The sequence below is a fragment of the Gloeobacter kilaueensis JS1 genome (assembly GCF_000484535.1).
Taxonomy (GTDB): Bacteria; Cyanobacteriota; Cyanobacteriia; order Gloeobacterales; family Gloeobacteraceae; genus Gloeobacter; species Gloeobacter kilaueensis.
Genome location: NC_022600.1, coordinates 3,379,161 through 3,392,278, shown reverse-complemented (window position 1 = coordinate 3,392,278; position 13,118 = coordinate 3,379,161). Strand labels below are relative to the sequence as shown.

Genomic DNA, 13,118 nt, shown 5'->3' with positions numbered 1-13,118 from the left:
GCAGGTTAATTTGAAGAGAAGAAAAACGAGGGAGGCAGATATGGAATTTGAAGCAGTCCGGATCACCCCAGGCGACTATCGGGGAGACGCTCTGCTGGTGGGGCTGTTCCAGGATGGACCGGCTCCGGCGGAGGTGTTGAGCGCTCTCGATCCGGTTGCCGCCCAGGTGGTGCTCGAAGTCATCGCCGAAGAAGAATTCAAGCCCAAACCCCGCCAGAAATTGAGCGTCCGCGTCGGTAGTGCCGCCTCGGTGCGCAAGGTGGTGCTCGTCGGCCTGGGGGAGCGCTCGAAGTACACCCTCGAAGCGCTGCGCCAGGCGGTGGGCGAGGGAGCCCGCGCCCTCAAGGCCATCAAGGCGGCGAGCGCCGGAGTCTGGATACCCCCTGCAGGGGACGATGAACTCGCGAGTGTCGAGGCTATCGTCGAAGGTTTGTGCCTCGCCCTGCACACCGACGCCCGCTTCCGCTCGCACAAAAAAAATGGCGACGGCGAGGGCAACGGCAGCGAAAATAAACTTGCGAAAGTGAGCTTGATTGTCGGCGGCGAAGCCGACTTCGAGGCGGCGATCCGCAAGGGCAACATCCTCGCCGAGGGCACGATCTTTGCCCGCGAACTGGTCTCCGCTCCGGCCAATTACGTGACGCCTACCTACCTGGCGGAGCAGGCCCAGGCGATCGCCGACGCCGGCGGCCTCACAAGCGAAATTCTCGAAAAAGAAGACTGCGAGCGGCTGGGGATGGGCGCTTACCTCGGGGTGGCGCAAGGATCGGACATGCCGCCCAAATTTATCCACCTCACCTACAAACCTGCCGAGGGTACCCCCCGCAAGCGGCTTGCGATTATCGGCAAGGGCCTGACTTTTGATTCCGGCGGTCTGTCGATCAAGCCCGCCAAGGGCATGGAACTGATGAAGATCGACATGGGCGGCGCAGCGGCAGCCCTCGGTGCAGCCCGCGCCCTCGCCCAGCTCAAACCGAATGTCGAAGTGCATTTTATCGTCGCTGCCACCGAGAACATGGTCTCCGGCCACGCCATCCACCCCGGAGACATCCTCACCGCCTCTAACGGCAAGACGATCGAGGTCGATAACACCGACGCCGAGGGCCGCCTCACCCTGGCCGACGCTCTGGTCTTTGCTGAGAAGCTGGGGGTCGATGCGATCGTCGATCTGGCCACCCTCACCGGTGCCTGCGTCGTCGCCCTGGGCAACGACATCGCCGGTCTGTTGTCGCCGAACGACGAACTCGCCTCCCAGGTGCGCGCCGCCGGTGAGGCGAGCGGCGAAAAATTCTGGCCCCTGCCGATGGAGGACACCTACTTCGAGAACATGAAGTCGGTGGTGGCCGACATGCGCAACACCGGCTCACGGGACGGTGGCACGATCACCGCTGCCCTCTTTCTCAAGCAGTTCGTCGAGAAGACCCCCTGGGTCCACCTCGACATCGCCGGTCCGGTCTGGACTGAAAAGCAGCGCGGCTACCTCAACCGGGGTGGCACCGGCTTTGGCGTGCGCACCCTGGTGCGCTTTGTCCTCGCTCAGTAGTACATCCAATTGGCGGTGGGAAAACGCAGAAAAAAAGAGCTCAGTTCCCCCCTGGATATCGGACACACATCCCGACTGAGCTCTGTCGTGTTTCCCTCTGCTGCCGAGAATACACGGCATTGCTTTTTTCTGTCGCCACTTTTCTCAATTACTTATTATTTTGTCACATTGGTTTGACTGCCCTGCTTGAGTTGCTGGCAGAAGGCTGTGAGTTTCGCAAGCCGTTCCGGGGCCGGGGTTTCGGCAAGCAGCTGGACGATGGCGGAGCCCACGGCGACGCCGTCGGCCCCGAGGGTGGCCACTTCGCGGGCCTGTTCGACACTCGCGATGCCGAAGCCGACGGCGATCGGGTGGGTAGTGAGGGTGCGCAGTTGGGCGAGCGAGGAGCGCAATGTGCCTGCGACCTGCTCGCGGCGTCCGGTGACGCCGGTAGTGCTTACCAGATAGATAAAACCGGTGGTGGCAGCGGCGATCTGCCGCAGGCGATCGGGGGGGCTGGTGGGAGCAGCGAGCCAGATAATGTCCAGCCCCTGGCTGTGGGCGGCGCGCTGCAGCACCTCGCCTTCTTCGACGGGCAGATCCGGCACCAGCAGACCGCCGGCCCCGCTCGCCGCCAGTTGCTCGACGAAGGTTTCTATACCCATAGCCAGAATCGGATTAAAGTACGTAAAAACGATTACTGGAGCCTGCAACTGCCCGCTGAGCTGGGCGAGCAGGGCGAGCACGGCGCTCAAGGTGGTTCCTCGCGCCAGAGCGCGGGTAGCGGCGGCCTGGATCACCGGGCCATCGGCGAGCGGATCCGAGTAGGGCACGCCGAGTTCAAGAATGTCTGCGCCGCTTTGATCGAGGGCGATCAGCGCCTGGGCAGTCGTCTGGAGGTCCGGGTCGCCTGCGGTCACAAAGGGGAGGAAGGCAACCTCCCGGCGGGCGCGCAGTTCGGCGAAGCGGCGGGCAATCCGGCCAGCGGCGATGGTGCTCACGAAAATTCTCCCATTCAGGTGGTCAGTGTCCGGCGACAATATTGATGTTAACGTTGACTGTAGAGCTTCAAGCTGGGGCAGCGCTTGCCTTTCAGGGACAGTATGCAGCAGAACGAATCGGAGCAGCCGTCTTTTTCTTACCGGGCCGATCCCGCCTGGTTGACCACCGACGACGAGCAGATGGTCGAAGCGCGCAAGGGACTGGTAGGCGACTATAACATGTGGGTGCAGTTGAGCGGCGGCACGCGGGATCTTGCAAGGCAGCTGCTCATCAAAGATTACCCGCAAGGACCGATCGAGGGCGGTTCTGACGAAAACTTGAGAGCGCACCTGGCAGGCCGCTTTCCCTGGCTCTGGGCCTACATCGCCTTCCAGTACCGGGCCGGGATCTTCAACACGATCACCTTCTTGGTCATGATTGCAATTCTGGTCTACATCGCCCTCGTCTACGTGCCCCGCGACCAGCGCAAAAAGACGAGTGCAGCCCAGGGGGCTCCGGTCGCTGTCGTTCTGCCGCTCGCCGGGCATAGATGAGCGAACTGGCGCTGCTAGAAGGGCTCATCGTCTCCTGCCAGGCTCCCGCCACCTCGCCCCTGCACGCGCCGCCGGTAATTGCGGCGATGGCCGAAGCCGCCTGCCTGGGGGGGGCGGTTGGGGTGCGCATCGAATCGCCCGCCCACATCCAGGCGGTGCGCGGACGGGTGAATCGGCCCATCGTCGGCCTCTGGAAGCGGACGTATCCGGATAGTGCCGTCTACATCACGCCCACCTTCGCCGATGCCCAGGCGGTGGCGCTGAGCGGAGCGGATATCGTCGCCATCGATGCGACCGACCGCGAGCGCCCGAACGGTGAACAACTGGGCGATCTGATCGCACGCATTTGGACAGAACTCCAAAAACCAGTCCTTGCCGATGTCGCCACCCGCGCCGAAGGAATAGCCGCCGCCCGACTGGGGGCAGATATCGTCGCTACCACCCTCTGCGGCTACACCGAGATGACCCACGGCACCCCGCTACCGGCCCTCGACCTGGTGGCGGCCCTCGCGCCGGATCTCAGCGTCCCGGTCTGGTGCGAGGGAGGCGTCAAAAGTCCTGCCCAGGTGGCTCTGGCTCGATCCTGTGGCGCAAGGGTGGTCGTCGTCGGCACCGCCCTTACCGGGCTGGATGTGCGCGTGCGCGAATTTGCCCACTTTGCCGGAAGGGTGTCGCCCACGATGCAGACAGAAGCGTAGTGCCCTTCCACAATCGAGCCAATCAGTCGCTATGATGTCCTGAATAACAACCCATCGCCGACAGACGCCATGACAACCGGCCCTTTGTCCGCCACCCGGACGACTGCGGAAGAGACGAGTACCGCGAGCGCTGCCGATAGCGCCGATCTCAGCCGCGAGATGATCGCTATTCTCGATTTTGGTTCCCAGTACTCGGAGTTGATTGCCCGCCGGATCCGCGAGACAAAAGTTTACTCTGAGGTGCTGAGTTACCAGACGCCGATCGCCCAGTTGCAGCGCCTCCGTCCGCGCGGGATCATTCTTTCCGGCGGTCCCAGTTCGGTCTACGAGGAGTACGCCCCCAAATGCGATCCGGCCCTCTGGGAGTTGGGAATTCCGATTCTCGGGGTCTGCTACGGGATGCAGCTGATGGTCCAGCAGTTGGGCGGCAACGTCGAGCGGGCCGAGCGGGCCGAGTACGGTAAGGCGTCGCTCTATATCGACGATCCGACCGACCTGCTCACCAACGTCGAGGACGGCACGACGATGTGGATGAGCCACGCCGACTCGGTAATCAGCGTTCCGGCGGGTTTCGAGCGACTTGCCCACACCGACAACACTCCCTGCGCGGCGATCGCCCACCATCGCCGCCACCTCTACGGCGTCCAGTTCCATCCAGAAGTGGTCCATTCCCTGGGCGGCATGGCCCTGTTGCGCAACTTCGTCTACCACATCTGCGGCTGTGAGCCGGAGTGGACGACAGCCACCTTTATCGAGGAGGCCGTGCGCGAGGTGCGCGCCCGCGTCGGCGACAAGCGGGTATTGCTGGCACTGTCGGGGGGCGTCGATTCTTCGACCCTCGCCTTTTTGTTGCACCGGGCAATCGGCGATCAGCTCACCTGCATGTTTATCGACCAGGGCTTCATGCGCAAAAACGAGCCCGAGCGCCTCGTCAAACTCTTCAAAGAACAATTTGCGATCCCGGTGGTCTACGTCGATGCCAGCGAGCGCTTCATCGCCCGCCTGCAGGGAGTGAGCGATCCCGAGCACAAGCGCAAGATTATCGGCGACGAATTTATCCAGGTCTTCGAGAGCGAGTCGCAGCGGCTCGGTCCCTTCGACTATCTGGCCCAGGGCACGCTCTATCCCGACATCATCGAGTCGGCGGGCGAAAATATCGATCCCAAGACCGGCGAGCGGGTGGCCGTCAAGATCAAGTCGCACCACAACGTCGGGGGACTACCCGAAAATTTGCGCTTCAAGCTCATCGAGCCGTTGCGCCGTCTATTTAAAGACGAAGTGCGCCAGGTGGGCCGCAACCTGGGTGTCCCCGACGAGATCGTTCAGCGCCAGCCCTTTCCGGGGCCGGGACTCGCCATCCGCGTGCTGGGAGAACTCACCCGAGATAAAGTCGAGATCCTCCGCGAAGCGGACTTTATTTTGCGCCAGGAAGTGAACCGCTCCGGGCGCTACAACGACTACTGGCAATCGTTCGCGGTGCTTCTGCCGGTCAAATCGGTGGGAGTGATGGGCGATCGGCGCACCTACGCCTACGCCGTCGCCCTCCGCTTTGTCACCAGCGAGGACGGCATGACCGCCGATTGGGCGCGGGTGCCCTACGACCTGCTCGAACAGATCTCCAACCGGATCGTCAACGAGGTGCCGGGGGTGAACCGGGTCGTCTACGACATCACCTCCAAGCCCCCCGGCACGATCGAGTGGGAGTAATTTCCGACACTTCAAGCCCGTCCCAGTGGCACTGGAAGCAGCGCCGTTTTCAGCTGTTGAACAACTCCGGTTTGCCGCCGGTGTACTCGGCGATGATCTGCTGGGATATTTTGGCAGGAATATCGAGCGCCTTTGCCAGAGCTGAAACGTAATCTCTTTCTTGCTGGGCCACTTCCTGGTCGGCCAGGGCCGTCTTGATCGCAAGCTCGAAGGCAGTCTCTCGCTGGGGAGCGTTGAGCACTTTTTTTGCCGCGTTAAAGAGCGCCCCCGGTCCGTCCGCGTAGTAAATCTGGCTGACTTTGATGCTGGCCTGCTTCATCGCCTCCATATCGAAGCTCTTGTCCATCAAAAAAGCGGACATCGTATCGAGTTCCTCGGTTTTTATCTGGCCATCGCTCCACATCACCAGGGCGCTGATGGCAAGGACAGCTTCCTTGAAGGTCAGCTCGTCCGGAATGGTTGCACTGCTACTAAAGACGCCGTCAAAGTCAGAGGTTGCCATCGGGACTCTCCTTGTACCACGCACAAAATTGTCCCCTGTTCCTGCCGATCCGTCACGCTTGCGGATGGGGCTGCTCACCTGGCAGGGGCGGGGCGGGGCGGCCAGCGAGGCGCATCACTTCGCGGGCCAGATCGTCCGGTTGCTGGGGCAGGGCCATCCGGATCGCAAAGTCGGCAAATAACAACCGACGGGTGATCGAGGTGGTGTTCAATTCGGTGTCGGGGGCAGAGAAGCACTCCTCGCGCTCATCGAGCTTGCGCACCAGCGCGAAGCGGCCCGCCGACTGGTTGTCTCGGGAGATAACATCGCTCACCAGGATGTCGGGCCGGAAGGTTTCGATAAAATCCATCGCCTCCTGAATCGAGGCAGCGGGCTGAACGGTCGCTCCCTGGGCAATCAGGGCGTTTTGCAGGGTGTGGGCGAGGGCGGCGTGTTCAAGGACGACCAGCACCCGCAGTCCGGCCAGGGCAGAAGGATTGGCCGCAGGCAGGCGAATCGGGCAGCTTTTTGCCTGGCTTTCTATCTCCGGCAGACGGACAGTAAAGCAGCTGCCCTGATCGATCCCGGCGCTCTCGACCTCGATCTTGCCGCCGTGCAACTCGATAAGGTGGCGGACCAGGCTCAAACCCAGCCCGAGGCCACCGTGGCGGCGGGTCGCAGTGCCATCTGCCTGCCGAAAAATTTCAAACAGGTGCGGCAGAAAATCCGCTTCGATGCCGACGCCGGTATCGCGGACACTCAGGCAGATATGACCATCGGTGCTCTTGAGCTGGACGAGGATGCTGCCGCCATCCGGCGTAAATTTGATCGCATTGGAGATCAAGTTCCAGAAGATCTGCCGCAGCCGACGCGGATCTCCTTCGACGGCAGGCAACTGGCGGGCAATGCGCGTCTTGAGCGTCAGACCCCGGCTGCGAATTTCTGGGCGCACGACAGCTAAAACATTTTCGACGATCGCCTTGAGATCGACGTTCTGCCGCTGCAGCTGGATCTGCCCGCGCAACATGCAGGAGACATCGAGCAGATCGTCGATCAGCTGCGCCTGCAGGCGGCCATTGCGCTCGATGGCCTCGGTGGCGCGGGCAATCGCCGCCGGGTTGAAGCGCCCCCGCCGCAGCAGCTGCGAGAAGCCGATGATCGAATTGAGTGGGGTGCGCAGTTCGTGGCTGAGGGCAGCGAGAAACTCGTCTTTTGTCCGGTTGGCGGCCTGGGCCTCGGCGCGGGCTGTCTGTTCGGCCCGGTGCAGCCGGGCATTGACGATCGCCTGGGCTGCCCGCTCCGCCAGTTGCTGCGCCAGGGTCAAATCGGCGCTGTTGTAGTGGCGCTCGGTATGGGCGAGCACAAAAGTCAAAGCACCGAGGGTTTTTTCTCCGGCGATGAGCGGCACGCACAGGTATGAGCGCAGGCCAAAGCGGCGCAACAGCTGCAGGTGCCCATCGTCCTGGGCGTAGACCGCCACTACCCAGTCCGCCACCACCGGCACGATCTCAGGCAGACGGGTGCGGACGACGCGCGGCGGACCGTAGAGCGCGTTCGGATCAAAAGGATAGCGCCGCTCGACTTCCCAGGCCAATTCCAGCGTCCTGGGTTCGACGTTGGCAATAATCTGACGGCGCACCGTCCGGTCCTCCTCGATCAGATCGACGATGCAGTAATCGGCCAGGTAGCTCACCACCAGCTGGCCCATCGCCGCCAGCGTCGCCTGGTAGTCAAACGAGGACGCGAGAATAGCAGCGGCGCGCCCCAGCAGCGTCGATCGTTCAGCCGCTGCCTGTTGCTGCTCCCTCAGGCGCTCGCATTCGGCGTTTGCGGCGAGGTAGCGGCTCTCGATCGTTTTGAGACGCTGCAGTTCATGGCGGTACTGCTCGATCTGCGCCTCCAGCTGTTTTTGATCCCTGTGCTCGTGCTCGTCCACTGAACTTTCCTGCTAAGGGGCACTCAGCGACAGCCGAACCGGTGCGGCCCCGCTCCTATATTCGGGATCATCGACTACTTTTTACCTCTCGCCCCGGTAGGAAAGCCGGCTTGCCAGCGACCGCGCAGGTTCTTCCGACTGGAGGAGGTCGTCTATACCGCCAGAATTGAAAGGCCGCGCGTGTTAAGATTATCCGCTGAAGCAGCCGTCAGGGCGGACCTTTTTGTGGCTTACTTTCGCAAGATCTTGATTGCCAACCGGGGCGAGATTGCCCTGCGCATCCTGCGCACCTGCAATGAGCTGGGCATCTCCACGGTGGCGGTCTACTCGACCGCAGACGCCCTGTCGCTGCACGTGCAATTGGCCGACGAGGCGGTGTGCATCGGTGAGGCCCAACCTGCTAAGAGTTATCTCTATGTTCCTAACTTGATTTCAGCGGCCCTCACCCGGGACTGCGACGCGATCCATCCTGGCTACGGCTTTTTATCTGAAAACAGCGGCTTCGCTGAAATTTGCACCGACCACGGCCTCAACTTCATCGGACCCTCCCCCGAGGCGATCCGCAAGATGGGGGACAAGTCCACCGCCCGCGACACGATGCGCGCCGCCGGTGTGCCGACGGTGCCCGGTTCAGATGGCCTCATCGAATCAGAAAAAGAAGCGACCAAAGTTGCCGAGCAGATTGGCTATCCCGTGATCATCAAGGCAACCGCCGGTGGGGGTGGCCGGGGAATGCGGATCGCAGGCAACAGCCGCGAACTCATCAAGATGCTCCAGACCGCCCAGCGGGAGGCAGAAAGTGCCTTCGGCAACCGGGGAGTCTATATCGAAAAGTACCTAGAAGAACCCCGCCACGTCGAATTTCAGATCCTCGCCGACAAACACGGCAATGTCGTCCACTTCGGCGAGCGCGACTGCTCGATCCAGCGCCGCCATCAAAAATTGCTCGAAGAATCGCCCAGCCCCCTGCTCAGCGCCGAGTTGCGCGAGCGGATGGGAGAGGCGGCGGTGCAGGCGGCGCGATCGATCCAGTACGTCGGTGCGGGCACGGTCGAATTTTTAGTGGACCGGCACGGCAACTTCTACTTTATGGAGATGAACACCCGCATCCAGGTCGAGCACCCGGTCACCGAGATGGTGACGAGCACCGACTTGATCGCCGAGCAAATTCGCGTCGCCGCCGGTGAAGCTCTCGGTTACGAGCAGAGCGACATCCAGTTTCGCGGCCATGCCATCGAGTGCCGGATCAACTGCGAAGATCCCGACAACGACTTTCGGCCCACCCCCGGCACGGTGAGCGCCTACCTGCCGCCGGGCGGACCGGGGGTGCGGATGGATTCGCACCTCTATCAGGGCTACAAGGTCCCGGCCAACTACGACTCGCTCCTGGGCAAACTCATCGTCTGGGGCCGCAACCGCGAGGAGGCGATCCGGCGGATGCGCCGGGCGCTGCAGGAGTGCGCGATAACAGGCGTGCCGACCACCATTCCCTTTCACCTGCGGGTGCTCGAAAATGCCTGGTTCTTGCGCGGTGATGTCTATACCAATTTTGTCCAGCGCCGGATGAACCCGTAACCCATGCACCATGAACCAGTGGCCCCAGTTTCTCGCCGGTATCGCCCTTTTGATTCTTTATTTGCTCGCCTCGGCCAAAACCGAAATGTTCACCCGCTGGCCGCGCAGGCGGCGCTAGCGATTGTTCTTCTGGGGCTCGCCCCTGCCCCAACCCAGGCGGCTCCTGCGGCGAAGGACGCCCAGCTGGAGCAGATCACTTCCGAGATTTCTGCCAGCCGCATCGAGGCGACGATTCGCAAGCTCGTTTCCTTCGGCACCCGCCATACCCTTTCAGCCAAAGCAGCGCCCGATCGGGGGATCGCCCCTGCCACCGCCTGGGTACACTCCGAATTCGAGCGCGCCGCCCGCCAGGGTGGGGCGCGGCTGGAGGTCAAACTCGATACGTTCGTGCAGCCGGTCTCAGCGCGGGTGCCGGTGCCTACCCAGATGACGAACGTGCTGGCGGTCCTGCCCGGCACCAGCGATCCAGGCCGGATCTACGTGGTGAGCGGCCACCTCGACTCGTGCGTCTGCGCCCAGGATGTGCTCGATGCCACGAGCGACGCGCCGGGAGCGGACGACGACGCTTCGGGGGTGGCGGTGGTGCTGGAGTTGGCGCGAGTGATGGCAAAGGAGCGCTTCCCCGCCACGATCGTCTTTGCGGCGGTCGTGGGCGAGGAGCAGGGATTGTACGGTTCGGCGCACCTGGCAGAGCAGTACCGCGCCCAGGGTGCCCAGATCGAAGGGATGATCACCAACGACATCGTGGGCAGCAGCGCCGGGCGCACCGGCCCACCGGCCCTTCGGGTCTTCTCCGAAGGGGTGCCCAGCGACGAGAGCGAAGCGCAGGCAAAGGTGCGCCGCTCGGTGGGCGGCGAGAACGACGCGCCCTCGCGGCAGTTGGCCCGCTACATTCAGGAGGTGGCAGGCCGCACGGTACCGGGGATCACCGTCGAGCCCATCTGGCGGCGGGACCGCTACTCAAGGGGAGGCGATCACATTCCGTTTTTGCAGAACGGCTATCCGGCGGTGCGCTTTACCGAGTGGCTGGAGGACTACCGCCACCAGCACCAGCGCCTGCGCACCAAAGACGGCATCCAGTACGGCGATCTGCCCCAGTTCGTAGACTTTAACTACGTCGCCCAGGTGGCGCGGGTCAACGCCGTTGCCCTCGCCTCCCTCGCCCTGGCCCCCGCCGCTCCCAAAGCCGTCACGATCGACAGCAGCCTCAGCAACGATACGAAGCTGCAGTGGCAGGCTGTACCCGGCGCAGTGGGCTATCAGGTGGTCTGGCGGGAGACGACCGCCCCCTTCTGGAACCACGTCCAGTCCACTGGTACCGCCACCAGCTTCACCCTGCCCAATCTTTCAAAGGACAACTACTTCTTTGGCGTCCAGTCGCTCGACAGCAATGGCCACGCGAGCCTGGTCAGCTTTCCGAAACCTACTCCCCGCTGAGGGGCGAGCCTGGTGGCGCTCCAGCCCTGCTCTAACGAGCGGGTACTGTAAAGGTCACCGTCTCGCTGGTAATCACTTTGTGTGTGGGGTCGGCCAGCTCAAAAAGAACCCTGTGCGGGCCAGGCTCCAGGCCCACCAGAACCACTGTCTCGCCGCTGGTATCGATGAAGTGCCATGGCGCGTCATCGACGGTGATGTGAACATGACCGATACGCGGCGAGACATCGAGAGCGCCTGCGCCGAACACCGGCAATACACGCAAATTCTCCGTCCGATACTGGATGAATACGCGGCCCTGAGCGAGCGGTCCAGCAAGCGGCGGATCAACGATCAGCCTGGCCGGTGCTTCGTTTTCGATAGCGATGAGTGGCGATGGATCGCGGACCTCTCCGGCATTCTGGTTGGGGGCGTTCATCACATCGAATAGAAAGCGTCCTGTAGAGAATAGCCAATCTTTGCTCAAAAAACATCCCGAGCAATGCCGGTCCTGGTCAGTGAGCAACTAATCGGCATCAGGAACGGCAGGGCGCTGCTGAGCGACGTAGGCCGCCAGTTCTTCGGGACTGCGGTTGTGGGCGGCGAAGACCTTGGCGCGACCGATGGCCATACGGTGTTCCTGGTTGGCAAAGCTGAGCCTCTCGCCGTCTTTGAGGTGGAGGGCTTGACGGGCGGCGGCGATGGCCGGGTCGGCCAATCCGGATCGTGCGCCGATCTGACGCACCGGGCCATCCAGGTTCAAGTCCGCGTCGATATTTGCGCAGAGGGCAGCATACTCTTCGGGAGTGTGGGTTTGACGATAGGTGTCGAGGTTGTCCTCGACCCTGCCCTGCTCAAACTTCACCATCTGCAGGTCGAAGTCCAAACCTGAGAGCGGTTCGCTCGAGTCGGGGTTGAGGGGGTCGGTAGGATAGCCGTTGGTGAGGGTCCGGTTGAGCACACCCATGTTGCCCTCGAAAAGATCAGTATTTACCTGCATGAGAAATCTTTCGGTTTCGGGGGTGTGCAGGTCCAGCAGATCTTCGGGCAGCTGTTCGATCACGCCGACACCAAACTTGTTGGTGACGGCACTTGCCGCGCCGAAAAACTGGACATCCTGCAGGTTCTCCGTCTGGCTCAAGACATCCTGCATCGAGTCGTAGTACTCGCTGCGCAGCTCGATCGTCTGGTACTGGCTGGGATCGTTTTCGAGTGTTGCCTGGCGGGCGGCCTCGTCTGCCTCTGGGCTGGTCTGTTCGCCGCGCGTGCCCAGAGCGTCGGAGGTCAACTCGCCCAGCTGTTCGCCAAAGGCTCCGAGGTCAGTGGCGATGGCACCGCCGCTCATCCACGAAAGGCCGTCGTCGATGAGCGAGCCGCCCCAACCCATGATGTTGTCCAGGGCCGAGCCGTCGTTGTCGGTGTCGATGAGCCCGAGGGGATTGTCGAGCACGTAGTCGGCGGCGGCCCCGAGCGCATCGAGGCTGTCATTGGCCTGCTCGCCCAGCGCGTCGAGCCCCTGATCCAGCTGCTGGCCGGTGTCCTGGACATCGTGGCCCAGATCGCTTATTCCATCGAGGCCACTGAGATCGCCGATATCTGAGAGCAGACTGCCCGCTCCTGAAAGCAGACCGCCACCCAGATCGCCCAGCAGGTCCGCGCCTCCACTTACCAGATCGCCTGCTGTATCGAGGCCCCCTTCGATCTGGTCGCCCAGCCAGTCCGCTGCCGGATCACCGTACTGGACGAACGCCTGGGCACCGTCCTGGGCCAGGTCAATTGCACCCGCCGCCAGATCCACACCCAGATCGATTGCGCTGTCGAACGCTCCGTCAACCTGCGCATCCGCCCAATCACCGGCACCGCCGATAGTCGCATCTGCCTGCTCACCAAAGCCGTCCAGTTGAGCGTTCAGCAGAGCGCCGTCTTCGTCCCACTGCTGGTCCAGCGCGTCGCCCGCAGCTTCGACGCCGCTGCCAAAATCACTCAACTCCTGCCAGCCGGTAGCGTCGCCTACCTCTTCTATGGCGGAACCGGCGAGATCGCTCATACCGCTCAGCGCGTCACCTGCCAGGTCCATCGCCCCTTCGCCCAGGTCGCCCAGGCCATCGGAGACCGCCTCTACTTGATCGCCAGCCCAGTCTGCAAGCTGGCCAAACAGGCCGCCATCTTCTTCTTCGTCATCTTCGGGGCCTGCGGTCCAATCGTTGTCCAGCATGGAAGTGCTGCTCCTTTGTGTGGGGAGTCTGGAAAT

11 protein-coding genes are annotated in these 13,118 nt (G+C 62.6%); 6 read left to right on the top strand and 5 right to left on the bottom strand.

The genetic code is table 11. The features are described from left to right. The first annotated feature begins 40 nt into the window (after window positions 1-40). A complete protein-coding gene (locus tag GKIL_RS15735) occupies window positions 41-1,543 on the top strand; it encodes a leucyl aminopeptidase (RefSeq protein ID WP_023174736.1) in 1,503 nt (500 codons plus the stop codon). Between the two features lie 155 nt (window positions 1,544-1,698). On the opposite strand, the gene trpA is transcribed toward GKIL_RS15735, so the two are convergent. Next, complete coding sequence (trpA, locus tag GKIL_RS25515; RefSeq protein WP_023174734.1) at window positions 1,699-2,523, bottom strand: tryptophan synthase subunit alpha; 825 nt, start codon at window positions 2,521-2,523, stop codon at window positions 1,699-1,701. A gap of 102 nt (window positions 2,524-2,625) precedes the next feature. Between trpA and GKIL_RS25510 the strand changes: the two genes are divergently transcribed. The 3 genes from GKIL_RS25510 (at window position 2,626) to guaA (ending at window position 5,462) form a co-directional block, all read left to right on the top strand. Then, complete coding sequence (locus GKIL_RS25510) at window positions 2,626-3,057, top strand: hypothetical protein (protein WP_023174733.1); 432 nt, start codon at window positions 2,626-2,628, stop codon at window positions 3,055-3,057. Next, complete coding sequence (locus GKIL_RS15720; RefSeq protein ID WP_023174731.1) at window positions 3,054-3,755, top strand: N-acetylmannosamine-6-phosphate 2-epimerase; 702 nt, start codon at window positions 3,054-3,056, stop codon at window positions 3,753-3,755. The genes GKIL_RS25510 and GKIL_RS15720 overlap by 4 nt, the downstream gene beginning before the upstream one ends. Before the next feature lie 159 nt (window positions 3,756-3,914). Beyond that, a complete protein-coding gene (gene guaA / locus GKIL_RS15715) occupies window positions 3,915-5,462 on the top strand; it encodes a glutamine-hydrolyzing GMP synthase (protein WP_051382956.1) in 1,548 nt (515 codons plus the stop codon). A 49-nt stretch (window positions 5,463-5,511) separates the two neighbouring features. Here guaA and GKIL_RS22860 read toward each other — a convergent pair whose 3' ends face one another. Both GKIL_RS22860 and GKIL_RS15705 read right to left on the bottom strand, forming a co-directional pair. Next, window positions 5,512-5,964 (bottom strand): tellurite resistance TerB family protein, encoded by a 453-nt coding sequence (locus tag GKIL_RS22860; RefSeq protein WP_023174729.1) that lies wholly within the window; start codon window positions 5,962-5,964, stop codon window positions 5,512-5,514. A 52-nt stretch (window positions 5,965-6,016) separates the two neighbouring features. Continuing rightward, the gene (locus tag GKIL_RS15705) at window positions 6,017-7,879 is read right to left on the bottom strand and encodes a hybrid sensor histidine kinase/response regulator (protein WP_023174728.1); all 1,863 of its coding nucleotides are present in this window, start codon (window positions 7,877-7,879) and stop codon (window positions 6,017-6,019) included. 225 nt (window positions 7,880-8,104) lie between these two features. Here GKIL_RS15705 and accC point away from each other — a divergent pair, with 225 nt between their 5' ends. Both accC and GKIL_RS15695 read left to right on the top strand, forming a co-directional pair. Next, a complete protein-coding gene (gene accC, locus GKIL_RS15700; RefSeq protein WP_023174727.1) occupies window positions 8,105-9,454 on the top strand; it encodes an acetyl-CoA carboxylase biotin carboxylase subunit in 1,350 nt (449 codons plus the stop codon). Between the two features lie 3 nt (window positions 9,455-9,457). Then, window positions 9,458-10,891, top strand: a complete 1,434-nt coding sequence (locus GKIL_RS15695) for a M20/M25/M40 family metallo-hydrolase (RefSeq protein WP_023174726.1) — start codon at window positions 9,458-9,460, stop codon at window positions 10,889-10,891. A 31-nt stretch (window positions 10,892-10,922) separates the two neighbouring features. Here the strand turns inward: GKIL_RS15695 and GKIL_RS23745 are convergent, their stop codons facing one another. Both GKIL_RS23745 and GKIL_RS15685 read right to left on the bottom strand, forming a co-directional pair. Further along, window positions 10,923-11,306, bottom strand: a complete 384-nt coding sequence (locus tag GKIL_RS23745) for a DUF6130 family protein (protein WP_023174725.1) — start codon at window positions 11,304-11,306, stop codon at window positions 10,923-10,925. Between the two features lie 87 nt (window positions 11,307-11,393). Beyond that, window positions 11,394-13,082: a hypothetical protein gene (locus tag GKIL_RS15685; RefSeq protein ID WP_023174724.1), complete on the bottom strand. Its 1,689-nt coding sequence runs from the start codon at window positions 13,080-13,082 to the stop codon at window positions 11,394-11,396. Window positions 13,083-13,118: the final 36 nt, after the last annotated feature.